This window comes from Amycolatopsis tucumanensis, from assembly GCF_021654135.1.
In the GTDB taxonomy this organism is placed as follows: domain Bacteria; phylum Actinomycetota; class Actinomycetes; order Mycobacteriales; family Pseudonocardiaceae; genus Amycolatopsis_E; species Amycolatopsis_E tucumanensis.
On record NZ_JAKGSD010000043.1, the window covers coordinates 58156 to 76546 of the forward strand.

Genomic DNA, 18391 nt, shown 5'->3' on the forward strand with positions numbered 1-18391 from the left:
CGGTTCGGCCAGCGCCTAACGTCGTCCGGGACTACGAACTGCATCCGAAATTTCGAACAACGGTGGTGAACCGTGGACAGAACCCGCGACTTCCTGCGCACCCTGGGCCTGCCGCCCGGCGACCCGGGGGAGCTGCCGACGAGCCCCAAGCGGTTCCCGGACGGCGCCCAGTACCGGGTGGAGATCCCGAGCGTCGAGGGACCGGAGGCGCTGGAAGCCGTCTGCGCCGAGGCCGACGCGCGCGGGGTCGTGGTGCACCGCGTCTCGCAGGGCAGCGGCGGCATGCTGCTGACGCGGCCGGAACTGGCCGCGATGGCCGACCTCGCGCGGGCGCGCGAGGTCGAGGTGAGCCTGTTCGCCCGCCCGGTCGCCGGGTGGGACACCGGCGCCGCGTCCGTGGCGCCCGGCGGTGGGCCGTTCGCCGCGCAGGCGCGGGGCGCCGAGCAGCTGGTCCACGTGCTGGAGGACATCCGCCGCACCGCCGAGGCCGGGATCCGCAGCGTGCTGGTCACCGACCTCGGCGTGCTGAGCGTCGCCGACCGCATGCGCGCGGCCGGGGAGCTGCCCGTCGACATGCGGTTCAAGGTCAGCGTGCAGATGGGCCTGGCCAACCCGGCGTCGATCCGGCTCGCCGAACAGGCCGGGGCCACCACCTACAACGTGCCGACCGACCTGAGCCTGGCCCAGCTCGCCGCGATCCGCGCGGCCGTCGACCTGCCGCTGGACGTCTACATCGAGGCGCCCGACGACCTCGGCGGGTTCGTCCGGCACTTCGAGATCGCCGAGATCGTGCGGGTCGCCGCGCCGGTCTACCTCAAGTTCGGGCTGCGCAACGCGCCGAACATCTACCCCAGCGGCACGCACCTGACGCCGACCGCGGTCGCGCTGGTGCGCGAGCGGGTGCGTCGTGCTGAGATCGGTCTCGAACTGCTCCACCGGCACGCGCCGGAGGCCGTCGGCTCGGCCCTGCCTGCCGCCGACCTCGCCGTGCCCGCCACCGTCGCGGAGGTGACCCGATGAGCTTGGACGACATCCTCGAAGCGGCCGCCGACGCCGCCCGGTCCTGGGCGCGCGCCGATCGCGCCGCGGCGTTGCGGAAGGTCGCGGACGGCATCGACGCCGCCGCGGACGAGCTCGTGCCGATCGCGCAGGAAGAGACCCACATCCCGGAGGCGCGGCTGCGTGGCGAGGTCGTGCGCACCAGCTTCCAGCTCCGATTGCTGGCCGACGAGGTCCAGCCGCGCACGGTCGTCGACGAGGCGGACCCCTCGTGGCCGCCCGCGCCGCGGCCGAAGCTGGTGCTGACCCACCGTCCGATCGGGCCGGTGCTGGTGTTCGCGGCGTCCAACTTCCCGTTCGCGTTCTCGGTCGCGGGCGGGGACACCGCGTCGGCGCTCGCGGCGGGCTGCCCCGTGGTGCTCAAGGCGCACCCCGGTCACCCGCGGCTGTCCGACGCGACCGGCGAGATCGTGCGGGCCGCGCTGCCGGAGGGCGTGTTCGCGTTGATCCACAGCGAGGAGGACGGCCGGGCCGCGCTGACCGATCCCCGCGTCCGCGCGGCGGCCTTCACCGGTTCGCCGACCGCTGGGCGGGCGCTGTACGACCTGGCGGTGTCGCGGCCGGATCCGATCCCGTTCTACGGCGAGCTCGGCAGCGTGAACCCGGTGTTCGTCACCGAGGCGGCGGCGCGGGCGCGTGGCGCGGAGATCGCGGCCGGGTACGTGGACTCGTTCACGATGGGCGCTGGTCAGCTGTGCACGAAGCCCGGGCTGTTCGTGGTCCCGGCCGGGTCCGGGATCGGTGAGGCGGCGGCCGAGCGGGTGCGCCAGGTGGCTGCCGCGCCGCTGCTCAACGAGCGCATCGCGAGCGGTTACGCGGCCGTGCTGGGCCGGCTGGTCGGGCACGCCGAGGTGCGCACGCTGGTCGACGGGGGCGAGGCGCCCACGCTGCTGGCCACGACAGCGAAGGCGCTGCTGGAGCACGGCGAGGCGCTTCGCACCGAGTGCTTCGGGCCGGCTTCGCTGGTGGTGGAGTACTCGACCGAATCCGAAATGCTGGACGTCGTCCGGTCCCTCGACGGGCAGCTCACCGGAACCGTGCAGGCGGAGGACGACGACCCGGTGGCGGCCGAACTGGTCGACGAGCTGGCCGAGCACGTGGGGCGCGTGGTGTGGAACGGCTGGCCGACCGGGGTGGCCGTGACGCGCGCGATGCACCACGGCGGCCCGTACCCGGCGACCACGGCGCCGCTGCACACCTCGGTCGGCACAGCGGCCGTGGACCGGTTCCGGCGCCCGGTCGCGTTCCAGAACGTGCCGGACAAGGTGCTGGGCCTATAGCTCCGGTGGGCGGCCGCCGAGGCGCTGAGAGAGCTCGGCTGCGCCCTCGCGGACCAGTTTTTCCCAGCGGCGCCAGGATTCCTGGTCGTGGCGCGAGGTCGGGATGGAGATGCTCATCGCGGCGACCCATTCGCCGCGCGAGTCCACCACCGGGGCGGCCACGCAACCGGCGTCCGGATTGGACTCGCTGCGCTCGTGCGCGACGCCGGTCACGCGGACCGCGTCCAGCTGGGCGAGCAGCTCCGGGCGGGACGTGATGCTGTGCTCGGTGAGCGCGGTCAGCCGGTGCCCCTTGAGGCGGCGGCTGACCTCCTCCCTGGACAGCCCGGCGAGCAGGACCTTGCCCACGGCGGTGCAGTTGGCCGGCAACCTGCGGCCGACCGCGGAGATCAGCCGCACCGAGTGGGTCGAGTCTATTTTGGACACGTAGACGACCTCGAGCCCGTCCAGCACGGCGACGTGCACGGTCTCGTCGCACTGCGCCGCGACCCGCCGGGCCACCGCGTCCGCCTCGACGCCGAACTCCAGCCGCTGCTGGTAGCGCGCGCCCAGTTCGAGCAGCTTCGGCCCGAGGCGGTACATGGTCTCCTCGCCGGCCTGGCGGTCCAGGTACTTCCGGGCGACGAGGGTGGTCAGCAGCTCGTGCGTGGTGGAGCGGGGCAGGCCCAGGCGCTCGACGATCTCGGTCGCGGACAGGCGGACGTGTTCGTCGAGGAACAGTTCCAGGATGTCCGCGGCCCGGAGCACGGCCGGTACGAGACGGGGCATGACCGCACGATACCCCGCCTCGTCCGAAATACCGGACTCAGTTCACGACCTCGACCACGTCACCCGTGCGCAGGGTCTGGTAGAAGGCCTTCGCGTCGGCACGTGAGAGGTGCACGCACCCGTGCGACTGCTCACGCAGGCTGCCCTCGTGGAACGCCACGCCGGTGGTCGTGAAGAACACCGAGTACGGCATCGGGGCGTCGTAGGCCTTGCTGTAGTGGTCGATGTCGCGGTACTGGACCTTGAACGTGCCCACCGGCGTCTCGTAGCCGGGTTTGCCCACGGTGACCGGAACGGGCCCGCGGGTCACCTGACCGTTGTTCGTCAGCCAGGCCTGGTTCGTGTGCAGCTGCAGGCACGCCTTCGCCCGCGGGCTGCACGGTGTTTCCGCTGCGTGCGCGGCGGGAGCGGCGATCCCGATCGAGCCGAGGAGCGCCGCTCCGGCCGCGATACCGATGATCTTTCGCATACGGATGGTTACCCGCTGACGAGAAGTTCACTCATCCTGTTGACAGCTGCCGGTGCGGGTGTTGCGATCGCGGGTTGTTGCGGTGCGTTCAGGCGGCCGGGGTCGCGCAACAGTTCTCCAGCCGCAACACGCCGAGTTCGGAAATGAAGATGGACGTTAGAGGTTTCTTCGTTCCCAGAGGGTGGGGCGGATATCCACATGCCCGCCCTCGCTGGACCTGCTCAAAGCAGGCAGTACTGCTGGACGAGCTCCAACTCGTCCTGATGAAGGGCCAGCAGGGCTACGAGGAGAACGATTCATCGGATCTCGCCTCTGGTCCTGCTGTTCCACCGCCGCGCAGCCTGCACACCGCGCACATGCACGGCGGAGGTGCGTTCCCGCGCCGATCTCTCGGCATAGAAAGTTCCTTTCAAGTGCCACTGGCAGCCGCTGTGCGGCTGCCAGTGGCCCCGCGAGCAACTCACATGCGTAGCGGCAAGAGAAAAGCCGCGACGCGCGGATAAAACACGACGCGCCTTGGAGTTCGACTCCGAGGCGCGTCACGAACAGGTGAAATGTCGGCGAGGCCGTCAGCGCTTCCGGCCGTACAAGCCCGTGACGAGCTTGCTCACCAGCTTGTCCGTCTTCTCGGTGCGCGCGAAGGTCGTGAGCTTGATCGGAACCGCGAAGCGCTGGCGGGCGACCGCCTTCGGGCGGGCGAACTCGCGCAGGCCCTCCGGGCCGTGGATCCGCCCGAAGCCGGAGTCGCCGACCCCGCCGAACGGCAGCGACGCGGCCCCGGCGAACGAGAACGGCGCGTTGATCGAGATCATCCCGGCCTTGAGCCGCTGGGCCAGTCGTGTGGCGTTGGCGCGGGAGAACACCGTCGAGCCGAGCCCGTAGACCGTCGCGTTGGCCTTTTCGACCGCCTCGTCCATGTCGCGCACCTTGGCGATCGTCATGGTCGGGCCGAACGTCTCCTCCCGCACCGCGGCGGAGTCCTCCGGCACGTCGACCAGGACGGTCGGCTCGACGAACCGGTCGCCGACCGCGTCCGCGCCGCCGGTCAGCGCCCGGCCGCCGCGGGCCAGCGCGTCGGCGATGTGCCTGCGCACCACGTCCAGCTGCGACGGCATGGTCATCGGCCCGTACTGCTGGCCCGGCTTCACCCCGCGGGTCAGCGCGACGACCTTGTCCACGAACTGGTCGTAGACCCGCTCGTGCACGTACACCCGCTCCACGCCGATGCAGGTCTGCCCGGAGTTGGAGAACGCGCCCCACACGGCGGCGTCGGCGGCCGCGTCCAGGTCGGCGTCCGAGTCGACGATCAGCGGGTCCTTGCCGCCCGCCTCGATGACCACCGGCGTGAGCGTCTCGGCGGCCGCGGCCATGATCTTCTTGCCGGTCGCGGTCGAGCCGGTGAACGCGATCTTGTCCACGCCCGCGCCGACGAGCGCCGCGCCGGTCGCGCCGAAGCCGGTGACCAGCTGCAGCACCGGGTACTCGGGCACCACCTCGGCGAAGGTGTCGACCAGCCACTTCCCGACGCCGGGGGTGTACTCGCTCGGCTTGAACACCACGGCGTTGCCGGCCGCGAGGGCGTAGGTGATCGAGCCGAGCGGCGTGTAGACCGGGTAGTTCCACGGCCCGATCACGCCGACCACGCCCAGCGGCTGGTACTCGACGGTCGCGGTGTGGTTGGACAGCAGCAGTCCGGCCGAGCGGCGTTTGCGGCCCAGCACCTTGCGCGCGTTGCGGGCGGCCCAATGGATGTGCTCGATCGCGAGCACGGCCTCCAGTTGCGCGTCGCCGGCGGGCTTGCCGGTCTCCTTGCTGACGACGTCGCACAGCTCGGCGAGGCGGTGGGTGATGATCCCGTTCCAGCGGCGCAGGCGGTCGGCGCGGCCCTCGAACCCGAGGCCGGCCCACCAGCCGGCGGCGGTCCGCGCGGCGGCGACCGCGGCCTGGACGTCCTCCGCGGTGTGCACCGGGTGGGTCCCGACGACCTCGTCGGTGGCCGGGTTCAGCGAGTCGAACGTGTCCTGGACGGCCGGCTTCGGCTCCACGGCGGTCATCGTTGGCCTCCTAACTACTGTTCAGTAACGCCAGCATGGCACATGCGGTGGCCGAGCTCACTACCCCGAGCGTGGGCGCCAGCGACAACGGCAGCACGCCGACGCTCAGCGACCCGAGCCCGAACCCGGTCGCCTGCACGACGAACGCGGCCGAGAACCCCTCCGCGCGACGGCCTTCCGGCAGCAACCGCTGAAGCCGCACGGACGCGACGGTCAGCAGCGGCCCGGTGCCCGCGCCGATCAGTGCCGCGCCGGTGAGCAGCCCGGCCCACCCGAGGTCCGCGGCCAGCACCGAGCCGCCCACGACGAACCCGCCCAGCGCCATCGCGGCCTGCCGCCGCCCGGCCGGTGGCCGTCGCCACGCGAAGACCGCGCTACCCGCGATGCTGGCCCCGCTCAGCACGACGATCACCACCGCGGCCAGCGCCGGGTCCGCGCCGAGCCGTTGGACCAGCGGTAACGGCGCGACCTCGACGGTCGCGAGCAGATGGCCCAGCGCGAACAGGCACGCGAGCCAGGGCAGCGCGTTCCGGACGGGCAGTTTCGCCGGCCTCGGCGGGGCGGGCGCGACGGCCCGCGGCACGGCCAGCGCCGCGGCGAAGTAGGCCGCGGCCATGGCGGCGAGCGGGGCGAGCGCGCCGGCCGGACTCAGGGCGGCGACCAGCAGCGGCCCGGCGATGAGGACGCCCTCGAAGAGCATCGAGTCGATCGCGACGGCGCGCGGCAGCTGGTCGTCCGGCACGACGGAGCCGAGCAGCGTGCGGAAGCCGCCGGACAGCCCGCCCACGACGAGCCCAGGCACCACGACCAGTGCGACCAGCAGCCCGTGTGATCCGGTCCGCGCGGCGACGACGAGCGCCGCCATGGCCGTGCCGGCGGCGAGCAGGAGGAGCACCAGACCGCGGGCCACGCCGATCCGGTCGAGCAGCCGCCCACACGGCACCGCGCCGGCGATCTCGGCCCCCACGAGCACAGCGACCATCACCCCGCCGAGCCGGTACGACCCGGTGACGACCGTGGCGACGGAGGTGAAGGCGAGCGGCCCCATGGCGATCGGCAGGCGGTACAGCTGAGCGCCCACGGACCAGCGCCAATACGCGCGATTCACCGGCGGACCTCCTCGGCACCCGGTTGACCCGGTATCGGCGCGAAGACCAACCCGGCTCGCTGCCCACCTCGACGAAGTGCGTCGTCGCCAGCACCCGGGCGGCGCCCGCCGCCACCCCACCCGTCGCCCCGATTCGCACCCTTCCGACTGTTCCGCCGCCCCTCCCGCGCCCATACTGATTCGGAAATCCCCGAAAGTCGGCCGCCATGATCGAGTTGGTCCTCACCGCCGCGAGCCCGGTCCGCTTCGGCATCTCCCCGCTGGAGGAGGCGCTCGGCGCGGTCCAGGTCGGGCTCGGCCTCCGCGCGCACCCCGTGCACCCGCCGTGGCTGACCGGCGCCGACCTGCCGATCGCCGAGCTGCGCAGCGTCCTGTCCGGCCGCCGCTACATCACCGACTTCCTCAGCCCGCCACCCGACGGCCCGCACACCACCGCCGAGGCGCAGCTGGACCGCATCCGCCGCACGCCGCCGCGGCAGGTCGCCGCCGAGCTGGCCATGGTCGACGCCGACCTCAGCGGCCTGCCCTCCGACCCGGCGAAGGCACGCGATCTGCTCGCCGACCAGATGGCGCTCGTCTGGTCGGAGCTGGTCGCGCCGCACTGGCCGCGGATGCGGGACGTCCTCGCCGCCGACATCGCCCACCGCTCCCGCCGGCTCGCCGACGGCGGTCTGCCACTCGTCTTCGCGGACCTGCACCGGCGCGTCCGGCTCGTCGACGGCACGGTCCTGGTCGAATCCCGGTCCCGGGAACGGGTCCGCCTCGGCCGGCGCGGGCTGCTCCTGCTCCCCGCCGTCTTCGCCTGGCCCGGCGTCGGCGTGGTCACCGTCCCGCCCTGGCAGCCCGCGCTGCTCTACCCAGCCCGCGGCGTCGCCGGGCTGTGGGGCGGCCGTCCGGACCACGACGCCCGCCTCGCCGCGGTGTTCGGCCGCACCAAGGCCGCCGTCCTGCTCGCCCTCGGTGAACCGCTGTCCACGTCGGCGCTCGCCGGCCGGCTGGGCCTCGCGCCGAGCACCGTGTCCGCGCACGTCACCGCGCTGCGGGACGTGGGGATCCTCACGTCGGCGCGATCCGGACACGAGGTCCGGTACCGCCGAAGCGATCTTGGCGACGCCATTCTGGCGGGCCTAGGCTGGTCCTGAACCCACGCGGAGGAGCACCTGATGCGAATCGTCCATTTCGGACACGCCTGTGTCCTGCTGGAGACGGAAAACGCGCGGATCCTGCTCGACCCCGGCGCGTTCTCGGAGGGCTTCGAGGGCGAGCGCGAGCTGGACGCGGTCCTGATCACCCACCAGCACTTCGACCACATCGACAGCGAACGGCTGCCGGTGCTGCTCGAAGCCAACCCGGACGCGAAGCTGGTCGTCGACCCGGGCTCGGCGGAGACCGTGCAGAAGCTGGGCCTGGAGTTCCAGGTCGTCAACCCGGGCGACGCTTTTGAGGCGGGCGGCGCCGCGGTGAACGTGGTCGGCGGGCAGCACGCCGTGATCCACTCCGACATCCCGGTCATCCCGAACGTCGGCTACATCGTCGACCACGGCGCCTTCTACCACCCCGGCGACTCGTTCTTCGTGCCCGAGCAGAAGATCGACGTGCTCGGCCTGCCGACCGGCGCGCCGTGGCTCAAGGCCGGCGAGGCCGTCGACTACCTGCGGGCGGTCGCGCCGCGCGTCGCCGTGCCGATCCACGAGGCGGTGCTCGCGAACCCGGCGATGCACTACGGCTTGTTCACCAACCTCGCCCCGGAGGGCACCGAGGTGCGCGCACCGACGCGCGGCGAGGACGTCAAGCTCCCGTAGGTCGTGCCGAAGGCCCGGTTCTCCAGCGCGACGTCGACCGCGTCGAGGAAGGCGTGCCGGAGACCGGGCCGGGCGAGGTCGGCCGCGTCGATCCCCAGGCGCACGAGACCACCACGTCGTGCGGCCCGCGCCGAGGCGAGCACGAGCGCGAACGCGCGCACGGTCTCGGTGCGGTGGTTGTGCGCCGCGAACGACTGGACCCGCGAGCGGTGCACGGTGCGGGTGCGCAGGTCGTGCACGGCGGCGAGGTCGGCGCACAGCGCGAAGTGCTCGCCCGCCGCGGCGAGCGTGCCGGGCGAGGCGAGCCACCGCGGCGGCGCGAACCCGTCCGCGCCGAGGCCGAGCTTCTCCAGCGCGGCCTTCGCGGCGATCATCCGCAGCCGGGCCTCGTGCGCGGGCAGGCCGGCGAACTCGGCCTTGCGGTGCAGGCTGACCGCCCGGTGGCTGGGCGGGATGCGGTGGTCGTAGCCGTGCAGCAGGAGACCGTCGCCGCGGCTGGTGCGCTCGCGGACCCAGGCGGTGACGGCCTGCGACCCCTCGGTGCGCGGCGCGAAGAGGAGGGACAGGGGGACGTTTCGGCGGTCCAGCTCGGCCGCGAGTTCGGCGCAGCGGTGCAGCGTCCGCGGACCGATGCCGGACAGCGAGACCAGCAGACGGGCGTCCATGTCACCCACCGCACCAGATCGTCATGACGAACCCCTTACCCGCGGGTGACGGCAACCATGACGGGATCTGACAGGGTTCACCGACACGGTGGACGTATGAGCAACGAACTGAGTGGGAAGGTCGCCCTCGTCGCCGGTGGCACGCGCGGGGCGAGCCGGGCGATCGCGATCGAGCTGGGGCGCCGGGGCGCGTTCGTGTACGTCACCGGGCGGACCTCCGGTGAGCACCGCTCCGAGGTGGGCAGGCCGGAGACGATCGAGGGCACGCTGGAGCGGATCACCGACGCGGGCGGCAAGGGCGCGGCGATCCGCGTCGACCACCTCGACCCGGAGCAGGTGCGGGCGCTGGCCGAGCGGGTCGACCGCGAGCAGGGGCGGCTGGACATCCTGGTCGACGGCATCTGGGGCGGCGACGAGTACATCGGGTGGGGCCAGGCGGTGTGGGACCTGCCGCTGGAGCACGCGCTGCGGTCGATCCGGCTGGGCATCGACGCGCACATCATCACCAGCCACTTCCTGCTGCCGCTGGTGATCCGCAACCAGGGCGGGCTGGTGGTGGAGATGACCGACGGGACCGAGGAGTACAACTCGCGGTTCCGGGAGGGCACGTCGATCGGGTTCTACGTGGCGAAGGCGGCGTCGCACAGCATCGTCAAGGCGGAAGCGCACGACCTGGCCCCGCACGGCGCGACGGCGGTGGCGATGACGCCGGGCTGGCTGCGGTCGGAGGCGATGCTGGAGCACTACGGCGTGACCGAGGAGAACTGGCGGGACGCGCTCGCGAAGGAGCCGCACTTCTGCATTTCCGAGTCGCCGGTGTTCGTGGGCAGGGCGGTCGCGTCGCTGGCGGCGGACCCCGAGCGGCACCGGTTCCACGGGCAGACGCTGAACAGCGGGCAGCTGGCGAAGATCTACGAGTTCGACGACGTGGACGGCAGCAGGCCGGACGGCTGGCGGTACGTCATGGAGGTCCAGGACGCGGGCAAGCCCGCGGACCCGACCGGCTACCGGTGACGGTCGGCCATCCGCCGTGCGGCGTCGGCGAACGCGGCGCGCACGGCGGGTGGCTCGACGACCTCGACGTCGGGGCCGAGGCCGAGCAGCATGCTCGCCGCGATGGCCGGTTCTTCCAGGTCGACGGTGACCTCGACCCAGCCCTCGGGGTCGGGTGGCCCAGCCGCGTCGAGAGCGGCGATGGCCAGGTCGGGGTCGAGGACCTGCGGGAGTTGTTGCACGCCCCAGCGGGACAGGCGCAGCCGGACGGGGTGGCGTTGCAGTGAGCGCTCGAACTGGGTGGAGGAGCGCTGCCACCAGCCGGCGAGGTCGAAGTCCGCGGGCCGCTCGAAGCGCTCGTCGGTGAGCTCGACGGCGGTGACCTTGCTGACGCGGTAGGTGCGGATGCTGTGCTCGATGCGGGCGACGAGGTACCAGACGCCGGCCTTGAGGACGAGGCCGAGCGGTTCGAGGAGGCGTTCGACGGTGTGGTCGCCGCGCCGGTAGGTGATCGCGGCGCGGCGCTGCTCCCACACGGACTGGGCGATGGTCGCGAGGTGCTCGGCGTCCTCTTCGGACTTGAACCAGCCGGGCGCGTCGAGGTGGAACCGCTGGGCGAGGTGCTGGGCCTGCTCGCGCAGCGGGGCGGGGAGGGTGGCGCTGACCTTGGCGTGGGCGGCGGAGACGGCGGTGCCGAGACCCAGCTCGGCCAGCGCGCGGGGCACGCCCATCGCGAAGATGGCGACGGCTTCGCGGGAGGTGAGCCCGTCCAGCCGGGTGCGCCACCCCTCCACGAGCCGCACGCCGCCGTACCGCCCGGTCTCCGTCCACAGTGGAACTCCGGCGGCCTGCAGGGCGGCGATGTCGCGGTGCATGGTGCGCTCCGAAACGCCGAGCGCGTCGGCCAGCTCGGGGACGGTCGCGCTGCGCCTGCTCTGCAGGGTGAAGAGCAGGGCCACCAGACGTTCCGCGCGCATGCCCTCGATGATGCCGGAGATGCCGGCGTGGGGTGGGCCGTGGTGGCGGCGGGCGGCACCTGGGTGGGCTGGGGGTGCTTGGGGTGCGCCGATGAATGGACCATTCATCGGGGCGTGAGTGGGCATCTCGCGAGTGCATGAAGGGGCATGTCGTGGAGTCGCGTGTGCACCTCGGCACCGTGTGAGGTGCCCATTTGCGCCGATGTGAACGGGCCGTTCATCGAGGCCGGCGTCGTTGGCCCTCTCGCGCAGCGACGACAGGTGCCTCTCGCGCGAGGATGAATGGACCGTTCACGCCATCCCATCCGACCGACCGCCACCGCCGCGAGAGATGCCCGCCCGCAGGCACGAACGGGCCTTTCATCGACACGAACGGTCCTTCATCGAGCAGCAACGTCACCGCAACCGCTCGCCCAACGGGGCGAGGCCGCGTCACCGCCAACCAGCGCCACCTTCCAGCGCCCGCCCAGCGTCACCAACCGGCGCCCGCGAGCCGGCGCGACGCGCCGCCCGCTTCGCGGGCAACCGCGCGGCCCCGCGAGCCACCGCCCAGCTTCCCGGGGCCACCGCCGAACCAGCGGTCAGAGGATCGGCTGCGGCACGTACTTCGCGGCCTCCGGGAACCGCGCCAGTACGTCCTCCACCCGCGCCACCACGGCGGCCACCTGCGCGGGCGCCACGCCGGTGAACGAGATCCGGTCGGCGAGCAACTGCTCCAGCCCGGCGCGGTCCAGCGGCAGCCGCGAATCGGCGGCGAGCCGGTCCAGCAAGTCGTTGTCGGCGCCCTTCTCGCGCATCGCCAGCGCCACCCCGACCGCGTGCTCCTTGATCGCCTCGTGCGCGGTCTCCCGGCCCACCCCGGCCCGCACCGACGCCATCAGCACCTTCGTCGTCGCCAGGAACGGGAGGTACCGCTCCAGCTCGCGGGCCACCACGGCCGGGAACGCGCCGAACTCGTCGAGCACCGTGAGGAACGTCTCCAGCAGCCCGTCCAGCGCGAAGAACGCGTCCGGCAACGCGACCCGGCGCACCACCGAATCCGACACGTCCCCCTCGTTCCACTGGTCGCCCGCCAGCTCGCCGATCATCGACAGGTAGCCGCGCAGCACGACCGCCAGGCCGTTGACCCGCTCGCACGACCGCGTGTTCATCTTGTGCGGCATCGCCGACGAGCCGACCTGCCCCGGCTTGAACCCCTCGGTCACCAGCTCGTGCCCGGCCATCAACCGAATCGTCTTCGCCAGGCTCGACGGCGCCGCCGCCAGCTGCACCAGCGCGGACAGCACGTCGAAGTCCAGCGACCGCGGATACACCTGCCCCACGCTGGTGAACGTCCGCGCGAACCCCAGGTGCGCGGCGATCCGGTTCTCCAGCTCGGCCAGCGTCTCCGCCGAACCCAGCAGGTCCAGCATGTCCTGCGCCGTCCCCACCGGACCCTTGATCCCCCGCAGCGGGTACCGCCCGATCAGGTCGTCCAGCCGGTCGAACGCCACCAGCAGCTCGTCCGCCGCCGTCGCGAAGCGCTTGCCCAGCGTCGTCGCCTGCGCGGCCACGTTGTGCGACCGGCCGGCCATCACCAGCTCCGCGTGCTCGGCGGCCAGCGCCGCCAGCCGGGCCAGCACCGCGGCCACCCGCGAGCGCATCAGCTCCAGCGACCGCCGGACCTGCAGCTGCTCGACGTTCTCCGTCAGGTCCCGCGACGTCATGCCCTTGTGCACGTGCTCGTGCCCGGCCAGCGCGTTGAACTCCTCGATCCGCGCCTTCACGTCATGCCGGGTGACGCGCTCCCGCTCCGCGATGCTGCCCAGGTCGACCTGGTCCAGCACCCGCTCGTAGTCCTCGACGACCCCGTCCGGCACCTCGACGCCCAGGTCGCGCTGGGCGCGCAGCACCGCGATCCACAGCTCGCGCTCGAGCTTCACCTTGTTCTCCGGCGACCACAGCGAGACCAGCTCGGGAGAGGCGTATCGGCCGGCGAGGACGTTCGGGATCTGCGGTTTCGTCACGACCCAAGCTTAGATAGCGCGCGAGCGAGCCTCGCCCGCGCCACCGCCCGCGGATCCGGGTCCACCTCGATCAAGGCGTTGACCACGGCGCCGTCGACGAGCGCGATCAGCTCCTCCAGCCGGTCCCGCTCGATCACCAGCCCGGACCGGGCGAAGATTTCCGTCAGCAGCTCCCGCAGCTCCGCGCCGAGCGCCCGCATCAACGGCCGCAGGTAGGGCCGCCGCCCGGTCGCCACCAGCCGCTCGTACCGCAGCAGCACCGCCTCGTAGCCGGGGTCCTCGCCGAGCAGCTGGTCCAGCACCAGTTCCACGACGCTGTCGATGCGGCGGTGCTCGGTCGGCAGCTCGTCCAGCTGCGCGTGTCCCTTCGCCAGCTCGGCGCGGCCGTGGTGCTCGGCGGCGGCGCTGATGAGGTCGTCGAGCGAGTCGAAGTAGTACGTCGTCGACGCCAGCGGCAGCCCGGCCCGCTCGGCGACCGCGCGGTGCCGGATCGCGTCGAAACCGCCTTCGACCAGCAGCTCGGCCGCGGCCTCGACGAGGGCCGCCCGCCTGCGCTCACCCTTCGGCGTGCTCGCTCCGGACGTCATGGCCGCCCATCTAACCAGCTAGAACCTCTGCGCGAGCGCGGTGGCGATCTTCGGGACGTCGTCCGCCAGCGGCGCCGCGCTGCCCGGGGCGGGCACGCTCAGCACGATCACCGTCCCGCCGCCCGCGGTCAGCCGCTGGTCGACGACGGCGCCGTCGGCGAGCTTCGCGAGCTGGACGCTGGCCCCCGGCGGCAGCACGGTCGCCGACACCGAACCGGTGCGGCCGTTCTCCGCGACGCCGTACCTCGCCGAGCGGGAACCCGGCGTGCACACGTCGCCCGCGTCCGGCCCGGTGATCCCGGTGGCCGGGAGCTCGCCAGCGAGGGCGGTGGCGAGCTCCCGGTCCACCTTGTCGCACCCGGAGGTGCTGTCGGCCCGCGGGCCGTTCTCCCCGGCGCCCTCTCCTCCCTGCATGGCGGAGGGACCGGAAAGCTGGGGCACGGCGGACGGGAGACGCTCCGGCGCGTTCGCCGGTTGCTCCTGCCCCTGGACTTGAGTCGATTGGGTGGTCCGGGACTGGACGAATCCGGCGATTCCGGCGCCGAACAGGGCGAAGACCACGCAGAGTGACGCCACCGCGAGCGTCGTGCGCCGCCGCGCCGTGACCCGCGCCGAGGCCGTCCGCACGTCCCGCACGTCGAACCCGGCCGGAGGCGGCTCACCGGGCGCGGACCGGAACAACTCCGTCAGCTCGTGCTCATCCACCGGCTTCCACCTCCTCGCCCAGCGCGTCGCGCAGGTTCGCCAGTCCCCGCGCGGTCTGGCTCTTCACGTTCCCCTCGCTGCAGCCGAGGACCTTCGCCACGCCGGCCACGTCCAGCCCCTCGAAGTACCGCAGGACCAGCACGGCCCGCTGCTTCGGCGGCACCGCGCGCAGCCCGGCCAGCAGGTCCGCGCGCGTGGCGACCTGGTCGTCCAGCCGGGTGCCCGCGGGCTCGGGCTCGGGCAGCTGCTCCACGTGCCGCTCCCTCCGCCAGGGCCGTCTCGACTCGTCGATCGACGCCCGGACCAGCGTCTTCCGCACGTAGGCGTCGGTCGCGGCGCGATCCCGGATGCGGTTCCACTTCCGGTGCAGCGCCACGAACGCCGTCTGCGCGAGATCGTCCGCGCGGTGCCAGTCGCCGCAGAGCAGGTACGCGGTCCGGCGCACGGAGTCGCGTTTGGCCGCGAAGTACTCCGCGAAGTCCCGCTCGTCACCCTCGTCCACGCGCTAAGGCTCTCCGCTCCGACGTCTCGGCGTAAAGACGGAACTGCGCCGACGGTGGGTTGCACCTTCTTGAAGATCATCTGAACGGTGTGATGTGATCTGACTGTGACCTCAGCAGCCACCCAGTTGATCGACTTCCGCTCTGACACCGTCACCCGTCCGGATGAGCAGATGCGCAGAGCGATGGCGTCCGCTGAGGTCGGCGACAACGTCATCGACGTCGACCCCACGGTCCGCGAGCTCGAGGAGCGCGCGGCCGCGGTCCTCGGCATGCCGGCGGCGCTGTGGACGCCCAGCGGCACGATGGCCAACCTCATCGCCCTGTCCGTCCACCTCAAGCGCGGCGACCGGTTCCTCGCCCCGAACAACGCGCACGTCCTGAACAACGAGCTGGGCTCCGCGGCCTGGCTCGCCGGTGGCATGCCCGAAGCGCTGCCGCACGACGGAGGCCCCGGCCGTCCCAAGCCGGAGACGGTCGCGGCGGCCATCGGCACCCGCAGCGGGCCGTACTACGCGCTGCGCACCACCCTGCTGTGCCTGGAGAACACCCACAACGCGGCCGGCGGCGCGGTCATCCCGCCGCACGAGCACGCCCAGCTGCTGTCCACCGCGCGGCAGGCCGGGCTGCAGGTCCACCTCGACGGCGCCCGCGTCTGGCACGCGGCCGTCGCGCTCGGCCTGCCGCCCGCCGCGCTGACCGTGGGCGTGGACAGCGTGTCCGCGTGCTTCAGCAAGGGGCTGGGCGCGCCGGCCGGGTCGGTCGTCGCGGGCAGCCGGGAGTTCGTCGAGCGGGCGCGCCGGATGCGGCAGATGCTCGGCGGCGGCATGCGGCAGATCGGGGTGCTCGCCGCGGCCTGCCTGGTCGCGCTGGACCGGGTCCCGGACCTCGCCGCGGAGCACGAGAAGGCCCGGCGGCTGGCCGACGGCCTGCGTGAGCTGGGCTGGCAGGCCGACACCCCGGAGACCAACATCGTGCTCGCGCCGGTCGCCGACATCGCGGTGACGCTGGAGTCGCTGCAGGCCCAGGGCGTGCTGGCGCTGCCGATGGCGGGCAAGGTGCGGTTCGTGCTGCACCGGGACGTCTCCCCGGCCGACGTGGACGAGGCGCTGCGCCGCATCAAGGCCGGTGGTCACCCGTGACCGGCTGGGTGGTGTTCGACTACGGCGAGGTGATCTGCGGCCGGACGACCGCGCTGCCGGACCTCGCGGCCACGCTGGGGGTGTCGCCGGCGGAGTTCGAGCCGCACTACTGGCGGCTGCGGGACGCCTACGACCGCGGCAGCTCCGACCTGGAGTACTGGGGCGGGGTCGGCGAGGCGCTCGGCGTGCCGGTCGACGAGTCCACATCGGACCGGCTGACCGAGATCGACATCCGCGGCTGGTCGGACGTGCGGGAGTCGTCGCTGGAGCTGCTGGCCGGGCTGAGCGCTGCCGGGGTGCCGCTGGCGCTGCTGTCCAACGCGCCGTCCTCGTTCGCCCGGTTCGCCGAGCGGCAGGACTGGATGCGGCACTTCCGCGTCCGGGTGTTCTCCGGCGACGTGGGTGTGGCCAAGCCGGACGCGGAGATCTTCGAACTGCTCGTCGCCCGCCTTGGCGTGCCGGCGGGCGACTGCGTCTTCTTCGACGACCGCCAGTCCAATGTGGATGGAGCGCGGGCGGCAGGCCTGCGCGCGCACGTGTGGGACGGGGCCGACGCGGCGCGCGCTCTGCTCTAGGGGCGGATCTGCTTGCGCTCCTTGTTGTTCTTGATCGCGTTGTAGGCAGCGGCACCGAGGAAGCCGACGCCGCCGATCACGGCGATCCACAGGATCGCCTTGAAGACGAACCCGATCACCGAGCCGATCACCATGAACGCGAGCCAGGCGACGAGCAGCGCACCGACGATCTTCCAGAACATGGCATTCCCCTCCGGTTGTGCCACGCGGGCTCGTTCGGCCCGCTACGTGCAGCCTGGCACGGTTTCGTGCCGGGACGCCCGCGTTCTGGTCAACGTTCAGGGAAAACTGGGGGTTCCCCCGGAGAGCCAGCGGCCAAGGCGCGCGACCCCCTCGGTGACGTCGGACTCGGAGCCGGCGAACGAGAACCGGACGAACTTCCCGCCGTCCACGGGGTCGAAGTCGATGCCCGGGGTGATCGCGACGCCGGTGTCGGCGAGCAGCCGCTGGCACCAGCTCAGGCTGTCGGTGGTGTGCTCGGAGACGTCGACGTAGGCGTAGAACGCGCCGTCGACCGGGGCGACGCGGGTCAGCCCGATGCCCGCGAGGCCGTCCAGCAGCAGGTCGCGGTTGCGCCGGTAGTGCGCGACGTGCCCGTCCAGCTCGGCGTAGGAGTCGGGCTCGAACGCGGCGACGGCCGCGTGCTGGGCGAGGGCCGGTGCGCAGATGTTGAGGTTGCCGGTGAGCACGTCGACCGCGCGGTGCAGCCGTTTCGGGGCGAGCATCCAGCCCAGCCGCCATCCGGTCATGGCGAAGTACTTGGAGAACGAGCCGAGCACGATCGATTCGGTGGTGGACTGCCAGGCGCAGCCGAGCTCGGTGCCGTAGGAGATGCCGTGGTAGATCTCGTCGCTGATCAGCTGCACCCCGCGGGACGAACACCAGCCCGCGATGGCGGCAAGCTCGCCCGGCGGCAGCGCGGTCCCGGCCGGGTTGGTCGGGCTGGCCACGATGAGCCCGTCGAGCGGGCCGAGCTCGTCGAGCAGGTCGACGGTCGGCTGGAAGCGGGTGCTCTCGTCGGTGGCGAACTCGACGACCTCGCAGCCGAGGGCGGACAGCAGGTTGCGGTAGGCCGGGTAGCCGGGCCGGGCCATGGCGACGCGGGCGCCGGCGTCGAAGGCGGACAGGAACGACAACATGAAACCGCCCGAGGACCCGGTGGTGACGATGACGTCCTCCGGGCTGACGGTCATCCCGTAGCGGCGGTCGTAGTGCCCGGCGATGGCTTCGCGCAGCTCGGGGATGCCGAGCTGGACGGTGTACCCGAGGTTCTGGTCCCGTAAGGCGCGCGCGGCCGCCTCCAGGACCGGCTTGGGCGCGCCCGCGCTGGGCTGCCCCGCGGCGAGGCTGACGACGTCCCCATGGGTCCGCTGCCGGGCGGCGGCCGCGGAGAGCACCTCCATGACGTGAAAGGGCGCGACGTCCGCCCGCTTGGCCGGACCGGGGAACGCGGCTGAGGCGACCATGGGTTTCAGGGTAAGTCGGGCATCGTGGAAGCGGATCTCGTGGTGGCCCACCGCGCGCCAACCGCCGCCCGGCAACGCAACAGCACCGACCAACCGCAAGCCGGCAACGCAAAGCAGGCGACTACCCCAACCAGACCTTTCGGCGCCGTGAAGCGCATTTTCCGCGCGAAGGCGCGGCTTTAAAGATCAAAAGAGTCCTCGCCGGACGGGCAGGCTCCGGGATGACAGAAAAGCA

Annotated in this window: 19 protein-coding genes; 7 read left to right on the forward strand and 12 right to left on the reverse strand. The window is 72.5% G+C overall.

The window, feature by feature from the left end; genetic code table 11:
- Positions 1–72 precede the first annotated feature (72 nt).
- The gene (locus tag L2C96_RS32230; protein WP_237338884.1) at positions 73–1020 is read left to right on the forward strand and encodes a U32 family peptidase; all 948 of its coding nucleotides are present in this window, start codon (positions 73–75) and stop codon (positions 1018–1020) included.
- Positions 1017–2339 (forward strand): aldehyde dehydrogenase (NADP(+)), encoded by a 1323-nt coding sequence (locus L2C96_RS32235; protein WP_237338885.1) that lies wholly within the window; start codon positions 1017–1019, stop codon positions 2337–2339. The genes L2C96_RS32230 and L2C96_RS32235 overlap by 4 nt, the downstream gene beginning before the upstream one ends.
- Here the strand turns inward: L2C96_RS32235 and L2C96_RS32240 are convergent.
- The 4 genes from L2C96_RS32240 to L2C96_RS32255 form a co-directional block, all read right to left on the reverse strand.
- Complete coding sequence (locus L2C96_RS32240) at positions 2334–3107, reverse strand: IclR family transcriptional regulator (protein WP_027936352.1); 774 nt, start codon at positions 3105–3107, stop codon at positions 2334–2336. The two genes, L2C96_RS32235 and L2C96_RS32240, sit on opposite strands and share 6 nt — an antisense overlap.
- Before the next feature lie 37 nt (positions 3108–3144).
- Positions 3145–3576 (reverse strand): L,D-transpeptidase, encoded by a 432-nt coding sequence (locus tag L2C96_RS32245; protein ID WP_020421396.1) that lies wholly within the window; start codon positions 3574–3576, stop codon positions 3145–3147.
- A gap of 569 nt (positions 3577–4145) precedes the next feature.
- Positions 4146–5630 (reverse strand): aldehyde dehydrogenase family protein, encoded by a 1485-nt coding sequence (locus L2C96_RS32250; RefSeq protein ID WP_020421394.1) that lies wholly within the window; start codon positions 5628–5630, stop codon positions 4146–4148.
- 10 nt (positions 5631–5640) lie between these two features.
- On the reverse strand, positions 5641–6678 hold the full coding sequence (locus L2C96_RS32255; RefSeq protein ID WP_237338893.1) for an MFS transporter: 1038 nt from the start codon (positions 6676–6678) through the stop codon (positions 5641–5643).
- Between the two features lie 266 nt (positions 6679–6944).
- On the opposite strand from L2C96_RS32255, the gene L2C96_RS32260 reads away from it, so the two are divergent.
- Both L2C96_RS32260 and L2C96_RS32265 read left to right on the forward strand, forming a co-directional pair.
- Positions 6945–7880, forward strand: coding sequence for an ArsR/SmtB family transcription factor (locus tag L2C96_RS32260; RefSeq protein ID WP_237338886.1), 936 nt, complete (start codon positions 6945–6947; stop codon positions 7878–7880).
- A gap of 21 nt (positions 7881–7901) precedes the next feature.
- A complete protein-coding gene (locus L2C96_RS32265) occupies positions 7902–8540 on the forward strand; it encodes an MBL fold metallo-hydrolase (protein WP_020421391.1) in 639 nt (212 codons plus the stop codon).
- Here L2C96_RS32265 and L2C96_RS32270 read toward each other — a convergent pair.
- Positions 8459–9205 carry a DUF2334 domain-containing protein gene (locus tag L2C96_RS32270; RefSeq protein ID WP_020421390.1) on the reverse strand — a complete coding sequence of 249 codons (747 nt, stop codon included), beginning with the start codon at positions 9203–9205 and terminating at the stop codon, positions 8459–8461. The two genes, L2C96_RS32265 and L2C96_RS32270, sit on opposite strands and share 82 nt — an antisense overlap.
- 96 nt (positions 9206–9301) lie before the next feature.
- On the opposite strand from L2C96_RS32270, the gene L2C96_RS32275 reads away from it, so the two are divergent.
- Positions 9302–10219: an SDR family oxidoreductase gene (locus L2C96_RS32275; RefSeq protein ID WP_179772858.1), complete on the forward strand. Its 918-nt coding sequence runs from the start codon at positions 9302–9304 to the stop codon at positions 10217–10219.
- Here L2C96_RS32275 and L2C96_RS32280 read toward each other — a convergent pair.
- The 5 genes from L2C96_RS32280 to L2C96_RS32300 all read right to left on the reverse strand — a co-directional run bounded on the left by L2C96_RS32280 (position 10210) and on the right by L2C96_RS32300 (position 14975).
- On the reverse strand, positions 10210–11175 hold the full coding sequence (locus L2C96_RS32280; protein WP_237338887.1) for a helix-turn-helix transcriptional regulator: 966 nt from the start codon (positions 11173–11175) through the stop codon (positions 10210–10212). The two genes, L2C96_RS32275 and L2C96_RS32280, sit on opposite strands and share 10 nt — an antisense overlap.
- A 581-nt stretch (positions 11176–11756) precedes the next feature.
- On the reverse strand, positions 11757–13181 hold the full coding sequence (purB, locus tag L2C96_RS32285) for an adenylosuccinate lyase (protein WP_020421386.1): 1425 nt from the start codon (positions 13179–13181) through the stop codon (positions 11757–11759).
- Positions 13178–13768, reverse strand: a complete 591-nt coding sequence (locus L2C96_RS32290) for a TetR/AcrR family transcriptional regulator (RefSeq protein WP_237338888.1) — start codon at positions 13766–13768, stop codon at positions 13178–13180. The genes purB and L2C96_RS32290 overlap by 4 nt, the downstream gene beginning before the upstream one ends.
- Before the next feature lie 18 nt (positions 13769–13786).
- On the reverse strand, positions 13787–14473 hold the full coding sequence (locus tag L2C96_RS32295) for a hypothetical protein (protein WP_237338889.1): 687 nt from the start codon (positions 14471–14473) through the stop codon (positions 13787–13789).
- Entirely contained in the window at positions 14466–14975 is a 510-nt protein-coding gene (locus tag L2C96_RS32300) for a SigE family RNA polymerase sigma factor (RefSeq protein WP_020421383.1), read from the reverse strand. The genes L2C96_RS32295 and L2C96_RS32300 overlap by 8 nt, the downstream gene beginning before the upstream one ends.
- A gap of 126 nt (positions 14976–15101) precedes the next feature.
- Here L2C96_RS32300 and L2C96_RS32305 point away from each other — a divergent pair, with 126 nt between their 5' ends.
- Positions 15102–16115, forward strand: a complete 1014-nt coding sequence (locus L2C96_RS32305; protein ID WP_123687169.1) for a threonine aldolase family protein — start codon at positions 15102–15104, stop codon at positions 16113–16115.
- The gene (locus L2C96_RS32310; protein ID WP_237338890.1) at positions 16112–16690 is read left to right on the forward strand and encodes an HAD family hydrolase; all 579 of its coding nucleotides are present in this window, start codon (positions 16112–16114) and stop codon (positions 16688–16690) included. Before L2C96_RS32305 ends, L2C96_RS32310 begins: the two co-directional genes overlap by 4 nt.
- Here the strand turns inward: L2C96_RS32310 and L2C96_RS32315 are convergent.
- Both L2C96_RS32315 and L2C96_RS32320 read right to left on the reverse strand, forming a co-directional pair.
- The gene (locus tag L2C96_RS32315) at positions 16687–16872 is read right to left on the reverse strand and encodes a hypothetical protein (RefSeq protein WP_017985728.1); all 186 of its coding nucleotides are present in this window, start codon (positions 16870–16872) and stop codon (positions 16687–16689) included. The two genes, L2C96_RS32310 and L2C96_RS32315, sit on opposite strands and share 4 nt — an antisense overlap.
- Positions 16873–16968: 96 nt before the next feature.
- On the reverse strand, positions 16969–18156 hold the full coding sequence (locus L2C96_RS32320) for a pyridoxal phosphate-dependent aminotransferase (RefSeq protein ID WP_237338891.1): 1188 nt from the start codon (positions 18154–18156) through the stop codon (positions 16969–16971).
- Positions 18157–18391: the final 235 nt, after the last annotated feature.